Annotated in this window: 26 protein-coding genes and 1 pseudogene; 18 read left to right on the forward strand and 9 right to left on the reverse strand. The window is 69.5% G+C overall.

The features are described from left to right. Positions 1-101: 101 nt before the first annotated feature. The 3 genes from ACODRX_RS21780 to ACODRX_RS21790 form a co-directional block, all read right to left on the reverse strand. A complete protein-coding gene (locus tag ACODRX_RS21780; protein ID WP_488873635.1) occupies positions 102-464 on the reverse strand; it encodes a thioredoxin family protein in 363 nt (120 codons plus the stop codon). 61 nt (positions 465-525) lie between these two features. After that, entirely contained in the window at positions 526-1,842 is a 1,317-nt protein-coding gene (locus ACODRX_RS21785) for a c-type cytochrome (protein ID WP_488873636.1), read from the reverse strand. Continuing rightward, complete coding sequence (locus ACODRX_RS21790) at positions 1,839-2,540, reverse strand: c-type cytochrome (protein ID WP_488873637.1); 702 nt, start codon at positions 2,538-2,540, stop codon at positions 1,839-1,841. The genes ACODRX_RS21785 and ACODRX_RS21790 overlap by 4 nt, the downstream gene beginning before the upstream one ends. Before the next feature lie 273 nt (positions 2,541-2,813). Here ACODRX_RS21790 and ACODRX_RS21795 point away from each other — a divergent pair, with 273 nt between their 5' ends. From ACODRX_RS21795 to tolA, 10 genes are all read left to right on the forward strand, one after another. After that, positions 2,814-3,800, forward strand: coding sequence for a DnaJ C-terminal domain-containing protein (locus ACODRX_RS21795; protein WP_488873638.1), 987 nt, complete (start codon positions 2,814-2,816; stop codon positions 3,798-3,800). 2 nt (positions 3,801-3,802) lie between these two features. Continuing rightward, positions 3,803-4,120 carry a chaperone modulator CbpM gene (locus ACODRX_RS21800; protein WP_488873639.1) on the forward strand — a complete coding sequence of 106 codons (318 nt, stop codon included), beginning with the start codon at positions 3,803-3,805 and terminating at the stop codon, positions 4,118-4,120. 93 nt (positions 4,121-4,213) lie between these two features. Further along, a complete protein-coding gene (gene ribBA, locus ACODRX_RS21805) occupies positions 4,214-5,335 on the forward strand; it encodes a bifunctional 3,4-dihydroxy-2-butanone-4-phosphate synthase/GTP cyclohydrolase II (RefSeq protein WP_488873640.1) in 1,122 nt (373 codons plus the stop codon). A 4-nt stretch (positions 5,336-5,339) separates the two neighbouring features. After that, positions 5,340-5,801: a 6,7-dimethyl-8-ribityllumazine synthase gene (gene ribH, locus ACODRX_RS21810; RefSeq protein WP_488873641.1), complete on the forward strand. Its 462-nt coding sequence runs from the start codon at positions 5,340-5,342 to the stop codon at positions 5,799-5,801. A 22-nt stretch (positions 5,802-5,823) separates the two neighbouring features. Further along, positions 5,824-6,375 carry a transcription antitermination factor NusB gene (nusB, locus tag ACODRX_RS21815; RefSeq protein ID WP_488873642.1) on the forward strand — a complete coding sequence of 184 codons (552 nt, stop codon included), beginning with the start codon at positions 5,824-5,826 and terminating at the stop codon, positions 6,373-6,375. A gap of 56 nt (positions 6,376-6,431) precedes the next feature. Next, a complete protein-coding gene (locus ACODRX_RS21820; RefSeq protein WP_488873643.1) occupies positions 6,432-7,616 on the forward strand; it encodes a pyridoxal phosphate-dependent aminotransferase in 1,185 nt (394 codons plus the stop codon). 2 nt (positions 7,617-7,618) lie between these two features. Next, entirely contained in the window at positions 7,619-8,041 is a 423-nt protein-coding gene (gene ybgC / locus ACODRX_RS21825) for a tol-pal system-associated acyl-CoA thioesterase (RefSeq protein ID WP_488873644.1), read from the forward strand. Beyond that, complete coding sequence (tolQ, locus tag ACODRX_RS21830; protein WP_488873645.1) at positions 8,038-8,727, forward strand: protein TolQ; 690 nt, start codon at positions 8,038-8,040, stop codon at positions 8,725-8,727. The genes ybgC and tolQ overlap by 4 nt, the downstream gene beginning before the upstream one ends. 11 nt (positions 8,728-8,738) lie before the next feature. Next, positions 8,739-9,179 carry a biopolymer transporter ExbD gene (locus ACODRX_RS21835; RefSeq protein WP_488873646.1) on the forward strand — a complete coding sequence of 147 codons (441 nt, stop codon included), beginning with the start codon at positions 8,739-8,741 and terminating at the stop codon, positions 9,177-9,179. A 15-nt stretch (positions 9,180-9,194) separates the two neighbouring features. Then, positions 9,195-10,325 carry a cell envelope integrity protein TolA gene (gene tolA, locus ACODRX_RS21840; RefSeq protein ID WP_488873647.1) on the forward strand — a complete coding sequence of 377 codons (1,131 nt, stop codon included), beginning with the start codon at positions 9,195-9,197 and terminating at the stop codon, positions 10,323-10,325. 96 nt (positions 10,326-10,421) lie between these two features. Here the strand turns inward: tolA and egtB are convergent, their stop codons facing one another. From egtB to ACODRX_RS21860, 4 genes and pseudogenes are all read right to left on the reverse strand, one after another. Continuing rightward, entirely contained in the window at positions 10,422-11,642 is a 1,221-nt protein-coding gene (egtB, locus tag ACODRX_RS21845; protein WP_488873648.1) for an ergothioneine biosynthesis protein EgtB, read from the reverse strand. Further along, on the reverse strand, positions 11,629-12,615 hold the full coding sequence (egtD, locus tag ACODRX_RS21850) for an L-histidine N(alpha)-methyltransferase (RefSeq protein ID WP_488873649.1): 987 nt from the start codon (positions 12,613-12,615) through the stop codon (positions 11,629-11,631). Before egtD ends, egtB begins: the two co-directional genes overlap by 14 nt. A gap of 88 nt (positions 12,616-12,703) precedes the next feature. Further along, on the reverse strand, positions 12,704-13,297 hold the full coding sequence (locus ACODRX_RS21855) for an OmpW/AlkL family protein (RefSeq protein ID WP_488873650.1): 594 nt from the start codon (positions 13,295-13,297) through the stop codon (positions 12,704-12,706). 306 nt (positions 13,298-13,603) lie between these two features. Next, positions 13,604-13,750 (reverse strand): annotated as a pseudogene (locus ACODRX_RS21860) (IclR family transcriptional regulator domain-containing protein); the annotation flags it as partial. A 47-nt stretch (positions 13,751-13,797) separates the two neighbouring features. Between ACODRX_RS21860 and ACODRX_RS21865 the strand changes: the two are divergent. The 3 genes from ACODRX_RS21865 to ACODRX_RS21875 all read left to right on the forward strand — a co-directional run bounded on the left by ACODRX_RS21865 (position 13,798) and on the right by ACODRX_RS21875 (position 17,935). Beyond that, positions 13,798-14,319 carry a sigma-70 family RNA polymerase sigma factor gene (locus ACODRX_RS21865; RefSeq protein ID WP_488873651.1) on the forward strand — a complete coding sequence of 174 codons (522 nt, stop codon included), beginning with the start codon at positions 13,798-13,800 and terminating at the stop codon, positions 14,317-14,319. Further along, entirely contained in the window at positions 14,316-15,347 is a 1,032-nt protein-coding gene (locus ACODRX_RS21870) for a FecR family protein (protein WP_488873652.1), read from the forward strand. The genes ACODRX_RS21865 and ACODRX_RS21870 overlap by 4 nt, the downstream gene beginning before the upstream one ends. Before the next feature lie 116 nt (positions 15,348-15,463). Next, positions 15,464-17,935 carry a TonB-dependent siderophore receptor gene (locus ACODRX_RS21875; protein ID WP_488873653.1) on the forward strand — a complete coding sequence of 824 codons (2,472 nt, stop codon included), beginning with the start codon at positions 15,464-15,466 and terminating at the stop codon, positions 17,933-17,935. Here the strand turns inward: ACODRX_RS21875 and ACODRX_RS21880 are convergent. Together ACODRX_RS21880 and ACODRX_RS21885 are read right to left on the reverse strand one after the other, a co-directional pair. Beyond that, positions 17,923-18,942, reverse strand: a complete 1,020-nt coding sequence (locus ACODRX_RS21880) for a DUF808 domain-containing protein (protein WP_488873654.1) — start codon at positions 18,940-18,942, stop codon at positions 17,923-17,925. The genes ACODRX_RS21875 and ACODRX_RS21880 overlap by 13 nt on opposite strands. 83 nt (positions 18,943-19,025) lie before the next feature. After that, on the reverse strand, positions 19,026-19,928 hold the full coding sequence (locus tag ACODRX_RS21885) for a LysR family transcriptional regulator (RefSeq protein WP_488873655.1): 903 nt from the start codon (positions 19,926-19,928) through the stop codon (positions 19,026-19,028). A 68-nt stretch (positions 19,929-19,996) separates the two neighbouring features. On the opposite strand from ACODRX_RS21885, the gene ACODRX_RS21890 reads away from it, so the two are divergent. The 5 genes from ACODRX_RS21890 to ACODRX_RS21910 are packed head-to-tail and all read left to right on the forward strand — an operon-like array spanning position 19,997 to position 24,897. After that, positions 19,997-20,878 (forward strand): HpcH/HpaI aldolase/citrate lyase family protein, encoded by an 882-nt coding sequence (locus ACODRX_RS21890; RefSeq protein WP_488873656.1) that lies wholly within the window; start codon positions 19,997-19,999, stop codon positions 20,876-20,878. A gap of 33 nt (positions 20,879-20,911) precedes the next feature. After that, the gene (locus ACODRX_RS21895; RefSeq protein WP_488873657.1) at positions 20,912-21,895 is read left to right on the forward strand and encodes a tripartite tricarboxylate transporter substrate binding protein; all 984 of its coding nucleotides are present in this window, start codon (positions 20,912-20,914) and stop codon (positions 21,893-21,895) included. 20 nt (positions 21,896-21,915) lie between these two features. Further along, positions 21,916-23,070, forward strand: a complete 1,155-nt coding sequence (locus tag ACODRX_RS21900; protein ID WP_488873672.1) for a CoA transferase — start codon at positions 21,916-21,918, stop codon at positions 23,068-23,070. Next, entirely contained in the window at positions 23,067-23,903 is an 837-nt protein-coding gene (locus tag ACODRX_RS21905) for an amidohydrolase family protein (protein ID WP_488873658.1), read from the forward strand. Before ACODRX_RS21900 ends, ACODRX_RS21905 begins: the two co-directional genes overlap by 4 nt. A gap of 31 nt (positions 23,904-23,934) precedes the next feature. Then, a complete protein-coding gene (locus tag ACODRX_RS21910; RefSeq protein ID WP_488873659.1) occupies positions 23,935-24,897 on the forward strand; it encodes a tripartite tricarboxylate transporter substrate binding protein in 963 nt (320 codons plus the stop codon). The last annotated feature ends 54 nt before the right edge of the window (positions 24,898-24,951 follow it).

The following is a 24,951-nucleotide window of genomic DNA, read 5'->3' on the forward strand; positions in this document are numbered from 1 at the left end:
TCGTTGCGCTCCTTGTGCGGGTGAGCACACGCACGGCGTCGCGTGCCTAGCATTGGCAGCCCTGTCGGGCTTGCGCGACCCCGTATTTGTGTGAACAGGCCCTAGCGTTGCGCCAACACGGCACGCACCCGCGCCAGCAAGGGGTGCGCCTCGTGCCCCGCGGGCAAGGGGGCGGCGGCCTGCGCGGTGAAGCTCTCCACCATGCGCTGCAGCACCCCGATCTGCGGCAGCAGCGGCCCCAGGAAGACGGCGCCATCGCCCCGGCCGATCAGCAGCGTGGGAAAGGTCTCGATATCCAGCTCGCCCAGCGCCTCTTCGTCGTCCTCGATGTCGACCCAAGCAAAGCGCACCCCAGGCAGCTGCGCCGCCAGCGCCTCAAAGGCCGGCTGGTACAGCTTGCAGACATCGCACCACTGCGCGCACAGGCAGACCACCAGCCATGAAGGCGCCACATTCCCCGACATAAGAATCACTTTTCCCCGTGCAAAGCCGTCAAAGCCGTGTTTGTACCACCAACCCGAAGGGTCAGCGGTTCTCGCGTATTTGGTCAACCAGCACGAGATCCACCGGCGCCGCCCGATTGCCCCAGCTGTTGCGGATGAAGGTCGCCACCGCCGCCACCTCCTCCAGGCTCAGGCTCTGCTGGAAGGGCGGCATGCCCAGCGGCCGCGGATTGCCCAGGGTGGCCGGCAGGTAGCCGCCGCGCAGCACCATCTGCACCACATTGCCGGCGTGCGGCAGCAGCACCGCCCGGTTGCCGGCCAGCGGCGCAAAGCCCGGCGCCCGGCCCTCGCCCGCCTCGCCGTGGCAGCTGGCGCAATGCTCGGCATAGACCGAGCGCCCCAGCTCCATGACCTGCTTTCTCGGCTCCGGCGCCGACGGGCGCGGCGCCTCGGCCACAGGCAAAGCCTGCAGGTAGGCGGCCGCGGCCTTCAGGTCGGTGGCGCTCCAGTACTGCAGGCTGCCGAACACCACCTCGGCCATCGGGCCGGAAACGCCCGCATGCTGGTTGGCGCCCGCATGCAGCAGCGTGGCGATGTCCTCGATCTTCCAGTGCTGCATGCCGGCCTCGCTGGGGTCGCCCAGCGCCGGCGCATACCAGGCCTGGCCGCCGATGATGCCGCCGGCCAGCGCCTGCCCGCTGCGGCTGCCGCCCAGCGCGTTGCGCGGCGTATGGCAGGCCGCGCAATGCCCCAGGCCGCGCACCAGGTAGGCGCCGCGCTCGCGCAGCTGCTCGGCGGCAGCCGGGCCATCATCACCCTCGTCCAGCACCTCGGGCGCGGCGGCCACTACGTCGCCAGCGCGGAAGTACAGCGCGCGCCAGACCGCCAGCGCGGCCTGGGTGCCGTAGGGAAAGCGCAGCCGGTGCGGCCGGTTGGCCTGTGCCACCGCCGGCAGGCTCTGCAGGTAGGCATACAGCGCGTCGGCATCCGCGCGCGCCACATGGGTGTAGTCGGGGTACGGAAACGCCGGGTACAGCAGGCGCCCGTCGCGCGAGCGCCCGTGGTGCAGCGCCCGCCAGAACTCGGACGCGCTCCAGGCGCCGATGCCATGCCGCGCATCGGGCGTGATGTTGGGCGCGAACACCGTGCCAAAAGGCGTTTCCACGCCGCGCCCGCCCGCGTAGGCCTGCCCGCCCTGCGCCGTGTGGCAGCCCATGCAGTTGCCCAGCCGGGCGATGTAGGCACCGCGGGCGAGCTGCCCGGCCGAGGGCGCCGCGCCAGCAGCCGGCCGGGGGGATATATCCGCCTCGCCGCGCACATTGAGCCAATACACGCCCGCCGCCAGCAACGCCAGCACCGCGAGCGTGCCCGCAAGCAGCCTCACCAGCCAGGCTTTCATGGCCGCTCCCTGGCCGCATCGGCCCAGCCGGCGCAGGCGATGGTGCCGCGCGGCGCCTCGGCGGCCGGCCGGGCGCCGGCCGGCATGGGCTGCGACGCGAGCCAGGCCGTCACCGCGACGATGTCGCTGGCCGCCATGCGCTCGACAATCCGCGCCATGCAGTCAGGCGCCTGCGCATGGCGCTGGCCGCTTTGCCAGGCGCCGAGCTGGCTGTTGAGGTAGTCGCGCGGCAGCCCCACCAGGCCGGCGACGCCGAAGAGGTTGCCGCTCAGCTGCTCGCCATGGCATTGCACGCAGGCGGGTATGCGCCGGGTGCTGTCGCCATGCAGCGCCAGCTCGCGTCCCCGGGCGATCACCTGCGCCGTGGCAGCGACCTGCGGCGGCGGGGGATAGGGCAGCTCCAGCGCCGAGAAATACTGCGCGATCTCGCGCAGGTAGTCGTCGCTCATCCACTGCAGCAGGTGGCTCATCGCCGGATAGTGGCGCCGGCCGTCGCGAAAGTTCAGCAGCTGGTTGTACAGGTACAGCGCCGGCTTGCCGGCGATGCGCGGGAAGTAGCCGTCGGGCGTTGAGCGCCCCTGCTTGCCGTGGCAGGCGGTGCAGGCTTGCACGCGGGCCGCCATGTCCAGCGCAGCCGGTGCCGGCTGCGCCAGCGCCGGCCAGGCCGCCAGCAGCGCCGTGCCGAGCAGGGCCTTCATCCTGGGTATCCCGAATCGAAAAACTTTCATTTTTATAGCTGCAGCCGTAGCACCCTCATGGCCTGGCGCCCATCTATATTATTTTCGTGCGCCAGTATCGTGTGGCACGAGCGTAGCAGGCCGGCCCCGGCAGCGCCATGCGGTGAAACCCACTGACAAATTGTCCATGACATGGATGTCAGGCCAGGGTGCGCCGTCAAATGCGCGCTATGCTGACTTGAAGTTGCCGCCGCAGGCATCAAGTTCGATGGATTCCCAATCAGGAGCTCTTACATGGACAGCAAGAACTACTACGACATACTGGGGGTGGAGAAAAACGCGTCGGCGGACGACATCAAGAAGGCCTACCGCAAGCTGGCGCGCAAATACCATCCAGACATCAGCAAGGAAAAGGATGCCTCGGCCCGCATGGCCGAGATCAACGAGGCCAACAATGTCCTGTCCGATCCGCAAAAGCGCAGCGAATACGATGCCGAGCTGAGCGCGCCGCGTGGCTTTCGCACCGGCACCCAGGGCTTTCGCCAGCACGAGGGCTTCGGCGCGGACGCCGCGGGCTTCAGCCGCCACGGCATGGACTCGGACGCAGACTACAGCGAGTTCTTCTCGCAGATGTTCAGCCAGGCCGCGCGCTCGCGCCAGGCCCAGGGAGGCCAGCGCGGCGAAGGCACCGGCCGCATGCCGCCGATGCGCGGCGACGACCAGCATGCCTCGATCGAGCTGGACCTGCACGACAGCTACCAGGGCGCACAGCGCGTGCTCACCCTGCATGTGCAGGGCCTCAACGCCCAGGGCGAGCTGCAGGTGCAGGAGCGCCACCTGCAGGTCAAGATCCCCAAGGGCGTGCGCGCCGGGCAGATGATCCGCCTGGCCGGCCAGGGCGGGCCGGGCTTTGCCGGCGGCGAGGCCGGCGACCTGCTGCTGGAGGTGCAGTTCCGCAGTGACCCGCGCTGGCGCGCCGAGGGCAAGGACGTGTACCAGCCGCTGCCGGTTGCGCCCTGGGAGGCCGCGCTCGGCGGCGCGCTGGAGGTTGCCACGCTGGCAGGCACGTTCGAGGTCAACATCCCCGCCGGCTGGGCGCCCGGGCGCAAGGTGCGCCTCAAGGGCAAGGGCCTGCCCGCCGCCACGCCGGGCGACCTGTACCTGGAGCTGCAGCTGCACACGCCGGCCGCCAGCGACGAAGCCGGCCGGGCCGCCTACCAGGCATTCGCCCAGGCCTTTCCCCACTACAACCCGCGCCAGAACGCGGCTCAAGGAGCTTGAACATGAACCCATTGCTTGCCTCGATGGAACTGCTGGACGAAGCGGCCATGGACACGCTGGCGCTGGCCCGCGCCTGCCAGCGCGATGCCGACTGGGTGCAGACCCGCGTGACGGAAGGCATCTTCAGCCCCGACGCCAACGCCCCCGGCCAGGCCGGCGCGCAGCCGCGGCAGTGGCGCTTCAGCTGCACCACGGTGGTGAGGGCGCGCCGCGTGGCGCAGCTCGAACACATGTTCGACGCCGATCCGCAGCTGGCCGCGATGACGGTGGACCTGATGGAGGAAGTGCTGGAGCTGCGCCGGCGCCTGGGGCACCGCTGATGGTCTAAAATTCAGGGTTTTCCCAGAAAGCCGGCCCGGACAGCCTTGCATGCCCCCGCTGCCCGGCCCCGCTGGCCCCAACCAAGGCACCCCATGAACACCTCATTGTCGCCAGTCCCGATCTCCCCCGTGGAAGACATCGTGGCGGAATTGCGCGCTGGCCGCATGGTCATCCTAGTCGACGAAGAAGACCGCGAGAACGAAGGCGACCTGGTGCTCGCGTCCGACCATGTCACGCCCGAGGCGATCAACTTCATGGCCAGGTTCGGCCGTGGCCTGATCTGCCTGACGCTCACCCGCGAGCGCTGCGAATACCTGAAGCTGCCGCCCATGGCGGCGCGCAACGGCACGGTGTACAGCACCGCCTTCACCGTCTCCATCGAGGCGGCGCAGGGCGTGACCACCGGCATCTCCGCGGCCGACCGCGCCCGCACCGTGCAGGCCGCGGTGGCCAAGAACGCCCAACCCACCGACCTGGTGCAGCCCGGCCACATCTTTCCGCTGCAGGCGGTGGATGGCGGCGTGCTGATCCGCGCCGGCCACACCGAGGCCGGCTGCGACCTGGCGGGCATGGCCGGCTGCACGCCATCGGCGGTGATCTGCGAGATCATGAAGGACGACGGCACCATGGCGCGCCTGCCCGACCTGCAGCTCTTCGCCGCCGAGCACGGGCTGAAGATCGGCACGATTGCCGACCTGATCGAGCACCGCAGCCGCAACGAGTCGCTGGTCGAGCGCGTCAGCTCGCGCCCGCTGCTGACCGCGCATGGCGAGTTCAGCGCCCATCTGTACCTCGACCGGCCGACGCAGTCGGTGCACATGGCCCTGGTCAAGGGCAGCTGGCAGCCGGGCGACGAAGTGCCGGTGCGCGTGCACGAGCCGCTGTCCATCATGGACCTGCTGGAGTCCACGCGCTCCATGCACTCGTGGAGCCTGGACGCCAGCCTGCAATACCTGCACGAGCAAAACCGCGGCGTGGCCGTGCTGCTGAACTGCGGCGAAAGCGCCGAGCAGCTGCTCAGCCAGTTCGACGGCAAGGCCCGCGCCGCCCAGGCGCCGGAGCGCGGCCGCATGGACCTGCGCACCTACGGCATCGGCGCGCAGATCCTGCGCGACTGCGGCGTGCACAAGATGCGCCTGATGGGCCAGCCGCGGCGCATGCCCAGCATGGCCGGCTACGGCCTGGAAATCTCCGGCTACATTCCCAAGGAATAAAACCATGCAAAACGCAGAACAAGGCAGCGCAGGCCCGCTCGACGGCGCCGCATTGCGCATCGGCATCGTGCAGGCGCGCTTCAACGCGGGCATCACCAACGCGCTGGCCGAGGCCTGCCTGGCCGAGCTGCGCGCCCTGGGCGTGCACAGCGACAACATCCGCCTCGTCCAGGTGCCGGGCGCGCTCGAAGTGCCGCTGGCGCTGCAGGCCATGGCCGAATCCGACGAATACGACGCGCTGATCGCGCTGGGCTGCATCATCCGCGGCGAGACCTACCACTTCGAGCTGGTGGCCAACGAGTCCGGCGCCGGCGTGACCCGCGTGGGGCTGGACTGCCAGATCCCGATCGCCAACGCCATCCTCACCACCGAGAACCTGGAGCAGGCCGTGGCGCGCCAGAGCGACAAGGGGCGCGACGCCGCCACCGTGGCCGTGGAAATGGCCCTGCTGCTCGAAACCCTGTGACCGGCACAACGACAACAACTACATGAGCGAATCCACCTCCCCCGCCCGCCCGCCGCGCCCGCCGCGCAAGGGGCTGACCGCCACCGGCGCCCGCAAGGCCGCCTCCAAGTCCGCCCGCAGCCGCTCGCGCGAATTCGCGCTGCAGGCGCTGTACCAGCACCTGCTCAGCGGCAACGACTCCACCGCGATCGACCTGTTCACCCGCGACCTGAGCGGCTTTCACAAGGCCGATGCGGCGCACTACGATGCGCTGCTGCACGGCTGCATTGCCTCGGCCACCGAGCTGGATGCGCTGATCACCCCGGCGCTGGACCGCCCGCTCGCCGAGATCTCGCCCATCGAGCATGTATGCATGTGGATCGGCACCTACGAGATGCAGCACTGCCTGGACGTGCCCTGGCGCGTGGTGCTCAACGAAAGCATCGAGCTGGCCAAGGAGTTCGGCGGCACCGACGGCTACAAGTACGTCAACGCGGTGCTCAACGGCCTGGCGCCGCAGCTGCGCAGCGCCGAGGTACAGTCCGACCGCCGCGCGGCCGACGGCGATCCGGCCAACCCGGCCCCGGCCGCCTGACACATCCATCCTTCTTTTTTGACGGCGCCCTGCGCGCCCCGGCGACTACGCAATCCATGAAAATCTCCACACGCGCGGACCGCATCGAGCCCTTTTACGTGATGGAAGTGGCCAAGGCGGCCCAGGCTCTGTCCGCGCAGGTGGCGGGCTCGGCCAAGCCGATGATCTTCCTGAACATCGGCGAGCCGGATTTCACCGCGCCGCCGCTGGTGCAGGAGGCCGCGGCCAAGGCCATCCGCGACGGCGCCACGCAGTACACGCCGGCGCTGGGCATAGCGCCGCTGCGCGAGGCGCTGAGCCAGTGGTATGCCGAGCGCTTCGGCGTGCAGGTGCCGGCGCGGCGCATCGTGATCACCGCCGGCGCCTCGGCGGCGCTGCAGCTGGCCTGCCTGGCGCTGATCGATCCGGGCGACGAAATCCTGATGCCCGACCCGAGCTACCCCTGCAACCGCCACTTCGTGAGCGCTGCCGAGGGCCGGGCGGTGCTGCTGCCCACCACCGCCGCCGAGCGCTACCAGCTCTCGGCCGACAAGGTGCGCGCCGCCTGGGGCGACAGCACGCGTGGGGTTTTGCTGGCCTCGCCCTCCAACCCCACCGGCAGCTCGATCGCGCCGCAGGAGCTGCGCGCCATCCACGCGCAGGTCAAGGCGCATGGCGGCATCACGCTGATCGACGAGATCTACCTGGGCCTGTCGTATGACCAGGCCTTCGGCCAGACCGCGCTGGCCATCGACGAGCAGATCATCAGCATCAACAGCTTCAGCAAGTACTTCAACATGACCGGCTGGCGCCTGGGCTGGATGGTGCTGCCCGAGGCCCTGGTGCCGGTGGTCGAGCGCCTGGCGCAGAACCTGTTCATCTGCGCCAGCACGGTGTCGCAGCTCGCGGCGCTGGCCTGCTTCGCGCCCGAGAGCATGGCCGAGTATGAGCGCCGCCGCGCCGAGTTCCGCGCGCGGCGCGACTACTTCATTCCGGCGCTGCAGCAGCTGGGCCTGGAGGTGCCGGTGTTTCCCGACGGCGCCTTCTACGCCTGGGCCGACTGCCGCCAGGCGGCCGCGCGCCTGGGCGTGCAGGGCAGCTGGGACTTCGCCTACGCACTGATGGAAAAGGCCCACCTGGCGATCACGCCGGGCCGCGACTTCGGCAGTTTCGAGACCGCCGGCTTCGTGCGCTTTTCCACCGCCAACTCGATGGTGCAGCTGCAGGAATCCATCCACCGCCTGCGCGGGCTGCTGGGCTGAGCATGAGCGCCGCCTTTCGCCACCCCATTCGCATCTACTGGGAAGACACCGATGCCGGCGGCATCGTCTTCTATGCCAACTACCTCAAGTTCTTCGAGCGCGCGCGCACCGAATGGCTGCGCTCGCTGGGCGTGCAGCAGCAGGCCTTGCGCGAGGACAGCGGCGGCATCTTCGTGGTGACCGAGGCGCGGATCAGGTATTTGCAGTCGGCGCGGCTCGACGATGAACTTATTGTTACCGCCGCGCTCACAGAAAAAGGCCGGGCGTCATTGACAATACATCAGCAAGCGCTCCTAAAATCAAAGCATTCGCCCGACGGCACCCCGGTGCTGCTGAGCGAAGGCACCGTTCGCATCGGCTGGGTTCAGGCCGACACGATGCGCCCAACCCGTATTCCATCGTCATTGCTAGAAAAGCTCCCATGAATTCCCAAGACATGTCGATTCTCAGCCTGGTGCTGCATGCCAGCTGGGTCGTGCAACTCGTGATGCTGATTCTGGTCGCCGCCTCGGTGGCCTGCTGGGCAACCATCCTGCGCAAGGTCGGCATGCTCAAGTCGGTGAAATCCAAGAACGAGGAATTCGAGCAGGACTTCTGGTCCGGCACCAGCCTCAACGAGCTGTACGCCGCCGCCTCGGCCAACGCCAAGCACTGCGGCCCGCTGGAGCGCATCTTCGCCAGCGGCATGCGCGAATACCAGAAACTGCGCGAGCGCCACATCACCAGCCCCGACACCCTGCTCGACGGCACGCGCCGCGCCATGCGCGCGAGCTTCCAGCGCGAGTTGGACGAGATCGAGAGCGGCCTGTCGCTGCTGGGCACCATCGGCTCGGTCGCGCCCTACGTGGGCCTGTTCGGCACCGTCTGGGGCGTGATGCACGCCTTCACCGGCTTCGCCAACATGGAGCAGATCACGCTCGCCACCGTGGCACCCGGCATCGCCGAAGCGCTGGTGGCCACCGCGATGGGCCTGTTCGCCGCCATCCCCGCGGTGACCGCCTACAACCGCTTCGCCAGCGGCATCGACCGCATCGCCAGCCAGCAGGAGACCTTCATCGAGGAGTTCTCCAACATCGTGCAGCGCAATCTGGGCGCCCACCCGGTGCACTGAGGAGCCCCGACATGCCAGCAGTGGGCTCGCGCGGCAGCCGCAAACGCCGCAGCTTCAACGAAATCAACATGGTGCCCTTCATCGACGTGATGCTGGTGCTGCTCATCATCTTCATGGTGACCGCGCCCATGCTCACGCCGGGCGCCATCAACGTGCCCAAGGCCGGCAAGAGCGAGCGCCCGCCCACCAAGCATGTGGCCCATGTGCTGATCAAGAAGGACGGCAGCCTCAGCCTCAAGATGGGCAGCGTCGAGCAGCCCATCACGCTGCAGGAGCTCGGCCGGCAGGCCAAGTCCTGGCAGGACGGCCTGGGCGCCGAGGACAGCGCGGTGCTGATCGTGGCCGACAAGGACCTGAGCTACCAGAAGGTGATGGAGGCCATGGGCGCGCTGCAAAGCGCCAACGTCAAGCGGGTGGCGCTGAACGTGGCGGCGGGCAGCAGCTCCAAGTAGCCGGTAGAGAAACGCATGTCCCCTCGCCAAGAACGCGACCAGTTCGCCCCGCCGGCGCCGAAGTCCAGGTTCAAGTCCTGGGCCATCGCGCTGCTGGCCCATTTGCTGGCGGTCGTCGCCCTGCTGTGGACCGTGCGCAACCCGCGTGACACCGACCAGCCCGCGGTCGAGGCCGAGCTGTGGTCGCCCACCCAGCAGGATGCCGCGCCCGTGGTGCCGCCGCCGGCCCCGGTGCCCCCGCCGGCGCCAGCACCGGCCCACCAGCCGCCACCGCCGCCCCCTCCTCCACCCGCGCCCGCCCCCAAGCCGGTGGCCGCGCCCGCAGCCAAGCCGGCGGTGCAGCCCGACGACGATGACGATCGCGAGGCCGAGATCGCGCTGCAAAAGAAGAAGGAGCGCGAGAAAAAGCTGCGCGAACAGCGCGAACAGGCCGAGCGCGAGCGCCGCGAGGAAGAACGCCGCGAAAAAGCCGAGCAGGCCGAGCGCGAAAAGCAGGAACGCCTGAAGCAGGAGAAGGCCGACAAGGCCGAGAAAGCCAAGGCGGAAAAGGAAAAGGCCGCCAGGGAGAAGGCCGCGCAGGAAAAACAGGAAAAGGCCGAGAAGGAGAAGGCCGAGAAAGCCGAAAAGGCCGAGCAGGAAAAGCGCAAGAAGGCCGAGGCGGACGCCAAGGCGAAGGCAGCCGCGGATGCCAAGGCCAAGGCTGCGGCCGACGCCAAGGCCAAGGCGGCCGCCGATGCCAAGGCCAAGGCCGCGGCAGACGCCAAGGCCGCGGAAGCCGACCGCAAGGCCCAGATTGCCCGCATGCAGGCCATGGCCGGCGCCGCCTCGGCGGGCGGCAGCAGCCGCGCCGGCAGCGGCTCGGGCAGCAGCGGCCCATCCGCCGGCTATGCCAGCAAGGTCGCGGCCAAGGTCAAGCCCAACATCACCTACCCCGATGCGATCGCGGGCAACCCGCGCGCGGTGGTGCGGGTGCGCACCGCGCCCGACGGCACCATCGTCGGCACGCCGCGCATCATCCAGTCCAGCGGCAACCCATCCTGGGACAACGCGGTGGTGCGTGCGCTGCAAAAGACCGAAACCCTGCCCAAGGACATCGACGGCCGCGTGCCGACCGAGCTGGACATCGGTTTCCGGCCCAACGATTGATACAAAAACAAGAGCTGCAAGCGCTTTCCAGTCAACAGTTTCCAAATATTTTTACATTGAAAACCATATACAGCAAGCGCTGGCAGCTATGGTTTTCTACAGATCACGCGCCAGGCGCAAGCCCGTCATCTGCCAGCGCGCCGCTGCTGGAAAGAAGTTGCGGTAGCTGGCCCGCGCATGGCCGGGCGGCGTCAGGCACGAGCCGCCGCGCAGCACATACTGGTTGACCATGAACTTGCCGTTGTACTCGCCCACCGCGCCGTCGGCGATGCGAAAGCCGGGGTAAGGCGCATAGGACGACTGGGTCCACTCCCAGACCTGGCCCAGGCCCGGGTCCGCGCCATCGCTGGCTACTGCCGGATGCAGCGCCTCCCGCGCGGGCTGCCGCTCCATCGCCATTGCCCAGGCAACCTCCCATTCCGCCTCGCTCGGCAGCCGGGCACCGGCCCAGCGCGCATAGGCATCGGCCTCGTAGTACGACACATGGGCCACCGGGCGGCGGCCATCCAGCGCCAGCGCGCCATGCAGGCTGAACTCCTGCCAGCCGGCCGCGGTGTGCCGCCAGTACCAGGGGTGTGCGAGCCGCTGCGCGCAGCACCAGTCCCAGCCCTCGGCCAGCCACCACTGCGGCTGGGCATAGCCGCCGGCTTCGACGAAGCGCAGGAACTCCGCGTTGCTCACCGGCCGGCTTGCGATCTCGCAACCGGCAAGAAACACCTGATGCCGGGGCCGCTCGTTGTCGAAGGCAAAACCGTCTCCCGCATGGCCGATCTCCTGCAGCCCCCGCTGCACCGGCAGCCACGCCAGGCCAGCGGGCTGCGCGGACTCGGCCGCTGTCGTCTCCGGCGGCAGGTAGGCCGGCCACAGCGGATGGCAGGACAGCAGGTGCTTGATATCGGTGAGCAGCAGCTCCTGGTGCTGCTGCTCGTGCTGCAGGCCCAGCTCCACCAGCGCGGCCAGCGGCGGCGGCAGCCCGCGCGCCAGCAGCGCGTGCATGCGCCCATCGACCGCGGCGCGATAGTCGCGCACCCGCGCCAGCGACGGCCGCGTGAGCAGCCCGCGCTGCGCGCGCGGGTGGCGCTCGCCCACCTGCTGGTAGTACGAATTGAACAGCACCCGGAAATCCGGGTCGAACGGCAGCTCCTGCCCCAGCACAAAGGTCTCGAAGAACCAGGTGGTATGCGCCAGATGCCATTTGGCGGGGCTGGCATCGGGCATGGACTGCACGCAGGCGTCCTCGGCCGACAGCGGCGCAGCCAGCTGCAGCGTGCGCTGGCGCAGCGCATCGAAGCGCTGCTGCAGCTCAGGCATGGGCATGCACCATGGCAAACCACTGCCGCTCGTCGCTCCAGGCCTGGCAGGCGCCAAAGCCGGCCTCGGCCAGCAGCGCCTGGAAGCGCGGCAGCGGGTACTTGTAGCTGTTCTCGGTATGGATGGTCTCGCCGGCCTCGAAGCGCCGCTCGCCGCCGGGCCAGGCCACCGCCAGCGGCCGGCGCGCGCGCAGGTGCATCTCGATGCGCGAATGCCCGCTGTTGAAGAACGCATGGTGGGCCCAGTCGACCTCGTCGAAATCGCTGCCGAGCAGGCGGTTCACATGGCTGAGCACATTGAGGTTGAAGCGCGCGGTCACGCCCTGGGCATCGTCGTAGGCAGGCTCCAGCCAGCGCAGCGGCTTGGGCAGGTCGATGCCGATCAGCAGCCCGCCATCCGGCCCCAGCAGCCCATGCATGCGGCGCAGCATGGCCAGCGCATCGGCCGGGTCGAAATTGCCGATGGACGAGCCCGGGTAGAACAGCAACCGCCCGCTGCGCGGCAGATCGGGCGGCAGCTGCAGCGGGCCGGTGATGTCGGCCTCGAGAGCGCGCGCGTCCAGCCCTGGAAACTCGGCCGCCAGCCGGCGCACCGCCTGGCGCAGGAAGTCGCCGGCAATGTCCACGCCCACGAAACAGCGCGGCCGCAGGCTGCGGCACAGCCCGCGCACCTTCTCGCAATTGCCGGCTCCCAGCTCGATCAGTACCTCGCAGCCGCGCAGCGCCTGCGCCATCGCAGGCCCGGCGTCGGCCAGGATGGCCGCCTCGGTGCGCGTGGGGTAGTACTCGGGCAGGCGGGTGATCTGCTCGAACAGCGCGCAGCCGCGCGCGTCGTACAGGTACTTGGGCGAAATGCGTGCCTGCGGCTGCAGCAGGCCGCGCTGCAGTTCGGCCTGGGCGGCATGCAGGGCCGGCGCCGCTTCGGGCGCAAGACCGGCCTGCGCAGCAGGCATGGCGGCTTCATCAATGGAGCGGAGCATGGCAGGCCCTCCTCGACGCCAGCAAAACTCCAGCCTATGCAAGCCGGCCGCGCCTGCGAGTAGGACAGCAGCCCGTATCGGGGCCTGCCTAGAAGCGCCAGCCCAGGCCCACGCCCACCAGCACCGGATCAACCTTGAAGCTGCCGATCTTGCTGCCCGCGGCGCTGACATCGGTCTTGATGGTGACCTTCTTCACATCGAAATTCAGGTACAGGTTCTTCGACAGCTGGTAGTCCATGCCGATCTGCAGCGCGCCGCCCCAGCTGTTGCGGTCGATGCCCACGCCCGCGGGCAGGTTCACATCGGAAAAACGCGTGTAGTTGATGCCCGCGCCCACATAGGGCTTGAAATTGCCCAGCCCGGTGAAGTGGTACTGCGCCAGCAGCGTGGGCGGCAGGTGCTTGAGCGAGCCGATCTTGGCGCCGCCCGCGCGCAGGTCGTGCTTTTGCGGATAGGTCAGCACCAGCTCGGCCGCGAAGTTGGGCGTGAAGAAGTACGAGACATCGACCTCGGGAATCCATTTGTCGTTGATCGACAGATCCAGCCCCGTGCTGTCCTTGTTGGCGCTGTCGAGGTGCACGGCGCGCACGCGCAGCATCCAGGGGCCTTCGGCCTGCTGCGCAAAGGCGGCCCCCGACGACAAGGCACAAACAGCAGCAACGGCCAGCATAGTTCTTTTCATGGTGGAGAGTCTTGGAGTAGCCCGGGGCAAATCCCGTAGCTGTATTGCAACAGGGCAGGGCATTTCCCAGCTTGCGCTAACTCAAACCGGCTCATGACTGGACGCATATGGCTCGATCGCGTGGGCTGCATGCAACATGCCTGCCAGCAATCTCCAACGTTCCGACCTTGCTTTATTGGGCCTCTTTTATGGAAGCCGTCGATCAGACGGACTCTCCGAAATACCCCCGTGTGTACCCGAGAGCCTTTGAAAGATCCGCCGCGATCTGGATGACGCGCGGGGCCATCTCCTTCATGCGTGCCACACCAGGTAGCTCATCGGCTGCGCCGCCAGCAGCGCCTTGCCCGTGGCCACGGCATAAGCCGGGGCGCGACCTCCAATCATCGAATACGCCCGGATGGGTTGCACGCTGTCTATCTTGTCTACAAAGATGACGTCCGTGGCGGCAATCACCTAGAATTGAGAATTATTTTCATTCATAAATTTACCGAAAGCATGCCATGGCCGCCGCGCCTGTGCCACCATCTCCCGACATCGCCCTGCTCTACAGCGACCACCACAGCTGGCTGGTGGGCTGGCTCAGGCGTCGGCTGGGCAACCCCTGCGATGCGGCCGACCTGGCGCAAGACACCTTCGTGCGCGTGCTCGGCAGGCCCCAGGCGCTGCATGGCGTGCGCGAGCCGCGCGCCTGGCTCAGCACCATCGCCCATGGCCTGGCGGTGGACCATGTGCGCCGCGCCGCGCTGGAGCGCGCCTGCCTCGACGCCATCGCCAGCCTGCCCCAGGCGCTGGCGCCCTCGGCGCAGGAGCGCCATCTGCTGGTCGAAGCCCTGCTGCGCATGGACGCACTGCTCGCGGGCCTGCCGGCCAAGGCGCGCAGCGCCTTCCTGCTGTCGCGCCTCGAAGGCCTGAGCTACCCCGAGATCGCGCAGCAGCTGGGCGTGAGCCTGAGTTCGGTCGAGAAATACATGGCCACGGCCATGCGCCACTGCCTCGCGCTGCGCCGCGAACTGGCGGCATGAAGGCCGCCGCAGCGGGGCTGCCATCAGACCAGGCGCTGGAGCAGGCCATAGGCTGGGCCGTGCGGCTGGCCTCGGGCACGGCTAGCGATGCGGAACACGCCGCCTGCAAGGCCTGGCGCCAAAGCCATGCCGCCCATGAGCAGGCCTGGCAGCAGGTGCAGGCCGTAGAGACCCAGTTCAGGCTGCCAGCCGGCCAGGCGCAGCTGGCGCAAGAAGCCCTGCTCGACGTCGGCCCCAGGCAGGCACCGGGCAGGCGCAAGGCCTTGCAGCGGCTGCTGGGGCTGGGCGCAGCTGCCGCCCTGCTGGGCACCCTGGCCTGGCGCTGGATGCCGCCGCGCGAGCAACTGGCACTGGCCACCGCCGCGGGCCAGCGGCGCAGCACCCGGCTGGTGGACGGCAGCCTGCTGCACCTGGCCCCCGGCACCGAGGCGCAGGTCGATTTCAGCCTGCTGCGCCGCGTGGTGCGGCTCACCAGGGGTGAGGTCTTCATCGACACCGGCGCCGACCCGGATTCACCCGCAGGCCGGCGCCCACTGTGGGTCGAGGCGCCGCTGGCGCGCTTCGAAGCTCTGGGCACTCGCTTCGGCGTGCGCCACGAAGACGGCAGCACGCGCCTGTACGTCAGCGAAGGCCGCGTGGCCATCCACGCGCAAGCCGGTGGCGGCGTGGTGATTGCCGGGCCCGGCGAAACCTACCTGCTGCGCGGCCCGCAGACCATGCCCGAGCGCCAGGGCGACGAGGGTGCCGTGCCCGACGCCTGGACTGATGGCGTGCTGGTCGCTCGGCGCATGCGGCTCGATGCCTTCGCGGCCGAGCTGTCGCGCCAGGCCGGCATCGTGGTGGAATGCGCGGACGACGTGGCGGCGCTGCGCGTTTCGGGCGTCTTCCAGCTCGACGGGCCCGACCCTGCAGGGCGCGCGCTGGCTGCGATCGCCCGCACGCTGCCCGTGCGTGTGCAACGCGGTGCAGCCAGCAAGGCCAACGGCCAAGACACCGGCACCGCCGCCATACGCCTGGTCAAGGCCTGATCCGAAAAATTTCTTCGCGACAAATTCTTCGCAGTGATTACGGGTTTTGCGCGGCCCGTTCGGCATAGCGGCAAGGACATCGTTTTCCCTGCTTGCCGTTTTCAAGGACTGCTTCCATGCCCATCTCTTTGCGCGCCCGCCGCCTCGCCCATCCACCACCATCCGCCCGCCCCGCGGCCCTGGCCGCACGGGCCCTGCTGCTGGGCCTGCTGATCTCGCCGGCCGCGCCCGGCCTGGCCCTGGCGCAGGGCCAGGCGCCGGCGCAGGAGGCCAGGCGCAGCCGCATCGCGCTGCCGGCCTCCAGCCTGGAAGACGCGCTGCACGCCTTCGCGCGGCAGGCCGGTATTACGCTGTCATTCGACCCGGCCCTGGTCCGGGACCGCCAGGCGCCAGCGCTGAGCGGCATGCGCACCCCGCAAGAAGGACTGTCCGCCCTGCTCGCGCCCCATGGACTGCAGGCCACGCGCACGGCCGATGGCGCCTGGGCCGTGCACACGGCGCAAGGCAGCCGCGCGTCCGAGCACCAGCTGCCCGGCGTCACCGTCACCGCCAATGCCGAGCGCGAAAGCGCATGGGGCGCCACTGCCGGCTATGCCGCCCGGCGCAGCGGCTCGGCGATGAAGATGGACGTCCCCCTGCTGGAGACGCCCCAGCAGGTCAGCATCATCGGCGAGGCGCAGATCCGCGACCAGGCGATCTCCAGCGTGGCCGAGGCCGTGCGCTACAGCGCCGGTGTGCGCCCCATGGACTATGGCATCACCGACGACGACGTGGCCGTGCGCGGCTTCTACCTCACCGGCACGGGCTTGTACCGCGATGGCATGCGCATGATCCACAACGGTTTCATGACCAACCTGGAGCCATACGGGCTGGAGCGCCTCGAAATCGTGCACGGCCCGGCCTCGGTGCTCTACGGCCAGTCAGCGCCCGGCGGCCTGATCAATGCCGTCACCAAGCGCCCGCGCGCCGGCATGCAGCGCGAGGTGGGCCTGGAGTTTGGCAGCCACGGCCGACGCCAGCTCAGCGCCGACATTGGCGGCGCCCTCAACGAGCAAGGCACGGCTCTGGCGCGGCTCACCGTGCTCAAGCGCGAATCGGGCACGCAGTGGAGCGGCCTGCGCGCCGACCGCAGCTACATCGCGCCCTCCTTGACGCTGCAGGGCGAGCGCACCAGCCTCACGCTGCTGGCGCAGTTCCAGGAAGATGAGACCGGCTTCGTCATTCCCTACTACCGCCAGACGCCCGCCAGCTGGTCGGCCAGGGACATCAACGTCAGCGGACCCGGCTCTGGCCACGACAAGCGCAACGCCAGCCTGGGCTGGCTGCTGGAGCACCACCTGAACGAGCAGTTCACGCTGCGCAACAACCTGCGCTACCTGGATGGCCGCAACGACCGGCGCGAAATGCGCAACCGCGGCCTCACGCCCGACCGCCTCGGCATGGCGCGGCTGGCCATGGTGCGGCCCGATGCCGAGCAGACCTGGGTCATGGACACACAGCTCGAAGGCCGCCACCACAGCGGCGCCGTCTCCCACCACTGGGCCGTGGGCGTCGACTACTACCGCTCCAGGCTCGACTGGCGCATCCACTCGCTCAACGGCGCGGTTGCGCCGCTGGACCTGGTCAATCCGGACTACATCGCCCCCAACTGGAGCGACAACTTCCTGAGCGACCGCGCGCTGGCCCATACCCGCCAGATAGGTTTGTACCTGCAGGACCAGATCAAGTTCGGCGAGCGCTGGGTACTCAGCGCCGGCCTGCGCCGCGACAGCGCGCGCATAGACACCGACTACGATGCCCGTGGCACCACAGCCGCGCCCTTTGTCACCACCACCGTACGCCGCACCGACAGCGCCACAACCGGGCGGCTGGGCCTGATCTACCTCGCCTCCAATGGCCTGGCACCCTATGTGTCGTTCAACAACTCCTTCCAGCCGCCGCTGACCACGGTCACTGCCACCGACGCCAACGGCCGCCCCTACGAACCCGAGACCGCGCGCCAGTTCGAGGCCGGCCTGCGCTACGCACCGCCCGAGGCCGGCTACATGCTCAGCGCCGCGGTGTTCGAGCTGCGCAAGCGCAACGTGCGCACGCCATCGACCATCAACCCGCGCTTTGATGTGCAGACCGGCGAAGTGCGCAACCGCGGGCTGGAGTTGCAGGCGCAGGGCGAGATCGGCCGCGGCTTCTCGGCGATTGCCGCCTACACCTACCTGGACTCGCAGGTCACGCGCAGCAACAACGCCATCGAGATCGGCGCCCGCCCCGGCGCCACGCCGCGCCACGCCGCATCGCTGTGGGGCAAGTACCAGCGCGGCGCGCTGGAGCTCGGCCTGGGCATGCGCCACATCAGCGCCACGCCGGGCGAGCTGCCGATGGACGGCATCAAGACCCCCATGAACGATGCCTACACGCTGTGGGATGCCATGGCAGCCTACAGTAGCGGCCCGTGGCGCCTGTCGGTCAACCTCAGCAACCTCACCGGCAAGCAGTACCGCACGCAGTGCAACACCTTCCGGGGCGGCGCGCAGTTCTGCGCGCTGGGCTTCGAGCGCGAGCTGCGCGTGGCCGCGGCCTACAGGTTCTGAGCGCCGCCGGCCGGCCGCAGCTTGCGCCACAGCTCCACGCCCAGCACCACGATGCCGCCGATGGCGGCGCCCACCGCCACGTGCACCAGCACCGGGCCCGCCAGCGCCGCCACGCCGCCCCTTGGCACCAGGCTGTGCTGCACCCAATGCTCGACCGGCCCCATGCCATGCACCAGCAGGCTGCCGCCCACCATGAACATGGCCGCCGTGCCCACGACGGACAGGCCGCGCATCAACCACGGCGTGGCGGCGATCAGGCCGCGGCCCAGCGCCTGCGCAGCGCTGCTGCCCTTGCGCATCAGCCAGGCGCCCACGTCGTCCATGCGCACGATGCAGGCCACCAGCCCGTAGACGAAGACGGTGATGGCCACCGCCACCGCGACCAGCACCACGAACTGCTCCCACAGCGGCTTGGCCGCCACCGTGCCCAGCGCGATCGCCATGATCTCGGCCGACAGGATGAAGTCGGTGCGCACCGCGCCCTTGACCTTCAGCCGCTCGTACTCCACCGGGTCCATCTTCATTTCGCGCGCGGCGCGCACCGACGACGGCGCCACGCCCTGGTGCGCGGCCTCGCCGGCATCGGCCACCGCCTCCCGCGCACCATGCCGGCCATGCTTGTGGAACAGCTCAAGGATCTTCTCCACCCCCTCGAAGCACAGGAAGGCGCCGCCCAGCATGAGCAGCGGCGTGATCAGCCAGGGCGCGAAGGCGCTGATGAGCAGGGCCGCCGGCACCAGGATCGCCTTGTTCAGCAGCGAGCCCTTGGCCACGGCCCAGACCACCGGCAGCTCGCGGTTGGCCTTCACGCCGGTGACCTGCTCGGCATTGAGCGCCAGGTCGTCGCCCAGCACGCCGGCGGTCTTTTGCACCGCCACCTTGGTCTGGCTGGCCACGTCGTCCAGGATCGCGGTACTCTTGCCCGCCGCGGTCTTGGTCATCAGGGCCACGTCGTCCAGCAGCGCCGCAATATCGTCCAGCAGCATCAATAGGCCTGCACTCGCCATCGCTTCTCCCATCGTTTGCACATGCCCGCCATCATGCCTGCACCGCATGGCGGCTGGCGTCCTGCCCCTGCATTTCGGCGGGTTTACCGGCGCGGCGCCTGCGGCCCGCCGCGCTCGGCCACCACCGCGCGGGCGCAGTCCACCAGGTGGTGAATCAGCGGCAGCCGCGCCGATGCACGCAGCCAGATCACGCCAAAGCGCCGCACCTCGGCCTGCACCGCGGGCAGCGCCAGGCGCACCACACCCTGGCCGTCGGGCCAGGCCAGCGCGGTATCGGGCACCAGGGCCACGCCCAGGCCCTTTTCCACCATCATCGCAATGGCCACCAGCGAGCTGAGCTCGAAGCGCTCGCGCGGGGTGATCTGCGCCGCGCGCAGGTAGCGCTCGACCATCTGGCCGCCGCCCAGCTGGCGGTCGTAGCGGATCAGCGGCTGGCGGCGCAGCAGCTCGTGGGGCGGCAGGTGCGCCAGACGGCGCGGCGCCAGCAGCACCAGCGGCTCTTCGCGCAGCAGCGCCCAGTCGAAGGTCTTGGCCAGCGCGAACGGCGGGTACAGGCACACGGCCGCATCGAGCCGGCCCTGCTGCACCGCGTGGTAGAGCTGGCGCGTGGTGCCCGACTCGAGGAACACCTTGGCATCCGGGCAACGCGCAACAAAGCCCGACAGGATGTCCGGCAGCAGGCTGTGCAGCGCGGTATTGATGGTGCCGACCTGCAGCTCGCCCGCCGCGCCGGCCGCGTTCACCTGGGTCCGGGCATTGGCCAGCTCGCGCAGCAGCGCCGGCGCGCTGTGCGCCAGGCGGTGGCCTGCCGGCGTGGGCTGCACCGTGCGGCCGGCGCGCGCCAGCAACGGTGCGCCGAACTCGCGCTCCAGGCTCTGCATCTGCTGCGCCACCGCCGCGGCGCTGATGTTCAGCCGCCGCGCCGCCTCGGCCATGGAGCCGGTCTCCACCACCAGCAAAAAGCTCGTCAGATAGGCTGTTTCCATAGTTTTTCTATTGTTTGAACGAATATTAGCTGTGTTTTTCTTTCGTATTTGCTGCCCACAATCGCTGGATGAGAAGCAAATTGTTCGTTCCCGCCTCACGCCCCGAGCTGTTCGCCAAGGCCCTGGCCAGCGCGGCCGACGCGCTGTCGTTCGACCTGGAAGACGCGGTGGCCGAGCCGCGCAAGGGCGAGGCCCGCGCCCTGTTGCACGACTTCCTGCTCGGCTTGCAGCACGGCAGCGCAGCCCAGGGCCATGCCAAAACCCTGATCGTGCGCGTGAACGCCATGGACACGCCGCACTTCGCCGCCGACATTGCCGCGGTGGTGCGGCCCGGCCTGCACCTCGTCAACCTGCCCAAGCCCGACAGCCCCGAGGCCGTGGTGGAGGCCGCCGCCCTGGTCGCCGAAGCGGCCCACGCCAATGGCGTGCAACAGCCGCCACGCCTGCTGCTCAACATCGAAACCCCCAAGGCGCTGCGCACTGCCGCCGCGCTGGCCTGCGCCCACCCTTCGGTGGCCGGCCTGCAGCTCGGCCTGGGCGACCTGTTCGAGCCCCATGGCGTGCACCGCCGCGAGGACAGCGCCTTGCAGCAGGCCTTGTTCGCCGTGCGCATGGCGGCCGCCGAAGCCGGCGTGTTCGCCTACGACGGCGCCTTTGCCGACATCCGCGACACCGAGGGCTTTCGCGCCGAGGCCGGGCTGTCGCGCCGCCTGGGCTTCATCGGCAAGAGCTGCATCCACCCCAGCCAGATCGCACTGGCCAACAGCGTCTACCAGCCCACCGGGGCCGAGATCGCCCATGCGCAGCGCGTGCTGCAGGCCGCCGATGCCGCCAGCGACGCCGCCGTCGGCGCCTACGTGGTCGACGGCAAGATGGTGGACCGGCCCTTCGTGCTGCGCGCCCAGGCCATCGTGGCCAGCGCCCGTGCCGCCGGGCTGCTGGCTGGCTGATTCCTCGCCCCTACACATTCCCGGAGACAAGCCATGACGCCATCGCGCCGCCATTTCGCCATCGCAGCCACCGCACTTGCCGCATTCGCAGCGCTCTCGGCTCCCGCCCATGCCGACGCCCCCTATCCCAGCAAGCCCATCACCATGGTCGTGCCCTACCCGCCCGGCGGCTCCAACGACGTGTTCGCGCGCCAGGTGGCCAAGGAGCTGGGCGAGCTGCTCAAGCAGCCCGTCGTGGTGGACAACCGGCCCGGCGCCAGCGGCAACACCGGCACCGCCTACGTGGCCAAGGCCGCGCCCGACGGCTACACCGTGGTGGCGGTCTCGTCGAGCATGACCACCAACGCCGCGGTGCAGGCCAAGCTGCCGTTCGATCCGGTCAAGAGCTTCGCGCCGGTGGCCATGTTCGCCAAGGGCCCGTTCGTGGTGGCGGTGAACAACGACTTTCCGGCCAGAACGCCCGCCGAGCTGCTGCGCGAGATCAAGGCCCACCCTGGCCAGTACAACTACGCCACCTCGGGCACCGGCAGCGTGAACCACTTCGCCACCGAGCTGCTGCGCTCCATGGTGCCTGGTTTCGACATCACCCACGTGCCCTACAAGGGCCAGGGCCCGGCGGTGACCGATGTGATCGGCAACCAGGTGCAGATGATGATCTCCAGCGGCCCCTCCATCCTGCCCATGGTGCGCGGCGGCAAGCTGCGCGCCATCGGCATCACCAGCCTCGCGCCCAGCCCCATCGCGCCCGAGCTCACGCCCATGGCCACCGCCGTGCCGGGCTACGAGTTCGACCTGTGGTGGGGGCTGCTCGCGCCCGCCGGCACGCCGCCGCCCATCGTCGAGCAGCTCAACCAGGCGGTGAACCAGGTACTGGCCAAGCCCGGGATCAAGGCCAGCTTCCTGCGCGAAGGCGCGATCGCCACGCCCGTCACGCCGGCGCAGTTCGCCCAAACCATCCAGCAGGATGTGAAGCGCTGGCAGGCGCTGGCCAAAGAGCGCGATATCGTGGCAGACTGATGACCCATTCGACGACCAACATGAACCAGGCAAGCTTGCAGCGCCAGGGCCCGCGCGGCCCGCTCAGCGGCGTGCGCGTGCTCGACCTCAGCGCCTACATCGCCGGCCCCTACGGCTGCTCGCTGCTGGCCGACCAGGGGGCCGAGGTCATCAAGATCGAGCCGCCGGCGGGCGACAACCTGCGCAAGTACCCCTCGACGCTGGAGGCCGAGAGCCGCGCCTTCGTCGGCGTGAACCGCAGCAAATGGGGCATGGTGCTCGACCTCAAGGACGAGGCCGACCATGCCGCGCTGATGCGCCTGGTGCGCGAGGCCGACGTGCTGGTGCACAACTTTCGCCCCGGCGTGCCCGAGCGCCTGGGCATAGGCTTCGAGCAGCTGGCCGCGCTGCAGCCGCGCCTGATCTACTGCAGCGTGACCGGCTACGGCCACCAGGGCCCGCTCAAGGCCAAGGCCGGCTACGACCAGGTGCTGCAGACCCTGACCGGCATGTGCGCCATGCAGGGCAAGGCCGGCGGCCCGCCCGAGATACTCTACGGCTCGGTGGTCGACTACTATGCCGCCGCGCTGGTCGCCAGCGGCGTGGCCTCGGCCCTGTACGAGCGCGAGCAAAGCGGCCTCGGCCAGCACGTGGGCGTGTCGCTGCTGCGCGCCGCACTCACCATGCAGTCGGCCCGCCTGGTGTGGGCCGAGGGCGAGCCGCGCGAGGTGGGCCGCGACATGCGCTCGGGCGGCATCACCGGCATCCACCCCACCAAGCACGGATACCTGTACCTGTCGGCCAATACCCAGCATTTCTGGGCCGCGCTGTGCCGCCTGGCGGGCCTGCCCGAGCTGGCCGCCAACGAGCGCTACGACAGCGTACGCAAGCGCGCCCGGCACCATGCCGAGCTGGTGCCGCTGCTGCGCCAGGCGCTGGCCACGCGCACCGCGCTCGAATGGGAGGCCTGGTTCGGCGAGGAAGTGCCCTGCGCCGCGGCCCGCGCGGTCGAGGACATGTTCGAGCACCCGCAGGTACAGGCCGAAGGCCTGATCGAGCGCTTCGAACACCCCACGCTCGGCAGCTACCGCGGTTTTGCCGGCCCGGTGGACTTCAGCCGCACGCCCGGCCCCACGCCGTTTGCCGCGCCCACGCTGGGCCAGCACACGGCGGCGCTGAAGAAGGCCGGCACATGACGCTGGCATCGCCCGCGCTGCCAGCCGGCGCCTGCGACGCGCACCTGCACGTGTTCGACCCGCGCTTTGCCGCCGAGGCGCCGCACGCCATGCGGGCCAATGCCACCGCCGCCGACTACCAGGCGCTGCGCCAGCGCCTGGGGCTGCAGCGCGCGGTGATCGTGCAGCCGCGCGCGCACGGCACCGACAACCGCGTCACGCTCGATGCCATCCGCACGCTGGGGCCACGGCACACGCGCGGCATCGCGGTGCTGCGGCCCGACGTGGATGACGCCCAGCTGCGCACGCTGCACGAAGGCGGCATCCGCGGCATTCGCTTCTCGCTCTACACCGGGCGCGACGCCATGGTGAGCCTGGACATGCTGGAGCCACTGGCCCGCCGCGTGGCCGCGCTGGGCTGGCATGTGCAGCTGCACTGGCGCGCCGACCAGATCGCGGCCCAGCGCGAGCTGCTGCTGCGCCTGCCCTGCGCCATCGTCTTCGACCACATGGCGCGCCTGCCTGCGCACGAAGGCCTGCGCCACCCCGCCTTCGACCTGGTGCGCACCCTCTTGCAGCGGGGCCGCGCCTGGGTCAAGCTGTCGGGCCCCTACCTCAACGGCAGCGCCGGGCCGGCCGCCGGCTATGCCGATGTCGATGCCCTGGCCCAGGCCTGGGTGCACGAGGCGCCCGAGCGCCTGGTCTGGGGCAGCGACTGGCCGCACGTCACCGAGACGGCCCAGCCGCCCGACACCGCGATGCTGCTGGCCCTGCTGCAGCGCTGGGTGCCCGATGCCGCCACGCGCCAGCGGGTGCTGGTGGACAACGCGGCGCGGCTCTATGGCTTTGAATGAGATCCATCTGACTAACACAAGGAGATTCGAGATGAAGCAAGTTTGCCTGGCACTGGCCGCATCGGCCCTGGCACTCGCCCAAGGCGGCGCACATGCCGCCGGCTACCCCGAGCAGACCATCACCGTGGTGGTGCCCTTTTCCGCCGGCGGCGGCGCGGACAACGCCGCCCGCATCATCGCCCAGGGCCTGGGCCAGGTGGCCGGCCAGAGCGTGGTCATCGACAACCGGGCCGGCGCCAGCGGCTCCATCGGCGCGACCTATGTGGCGCGCGCCAAGCCCGACGGCTACACCGTGCTGTACGACGCATCGTCGTTCGCCATCAACCCGGCGCTGCGCAAGCTGCCCTACGACCCGGCGAAGGACTTCATCCCGGTGTCGCAGGCCATCCGCGTGCCCAACATCCTGGTGGCCGCGCCGGCCTCGCCCTACAACAACCTGTCGGACTTCGTGCGCGCCGCCCAGGCCCAGCCCGGCAAGCACACCTATGCCTCGTACGGGCCCGGCAGCCTCGCGCAGATGGCGGGCGAGCTGCTGAAGATCGGCGCCGGAATCGACGCCGTCCACGTGCCCTACAAGGGCGGCGCGCCAGCCATCGTCGACGTGATGGGCGGCCAGGTGGACGTGTATTTCGCCAACGCGGCATCGAGCCTCTCCTACGTCAAGGCCGGCAAGCTCAAGGCCCTGGCGGTGACCTCGCGCGAGCGCATGCCCGAGCTGCCCCAGGTGCCCACGGTGCGCGAATCGGGCATCAAGGACTTCGAGGTCGAGGAATGGAACGGCTTCTTCGTGCCGGCAGGCACGCCGCCCGCCGTGGTCGCGCGGCTGCAGGATCTGGTGCAAAAAGCCCTGGCGCTGCCCGCCACCAGGAGCGGCCTGGAAAAGCTCGGCCTCACGCCCGTGGGCAGCAATGCGGCGCAGTTCTCCAGCTTTGTCGCCGCCGAGCGGGCGCGCTGGGAGCAGGTGGTGAAGACCAACCACATTACGGTGAACTGAGCGACGCCACTTCGAGAGCACGCAAAAGCGTCAACGCGGAAGCAATGCGCGGAA

This window comes from Comamonas sp. FG99, assembly GCF_057808605.1.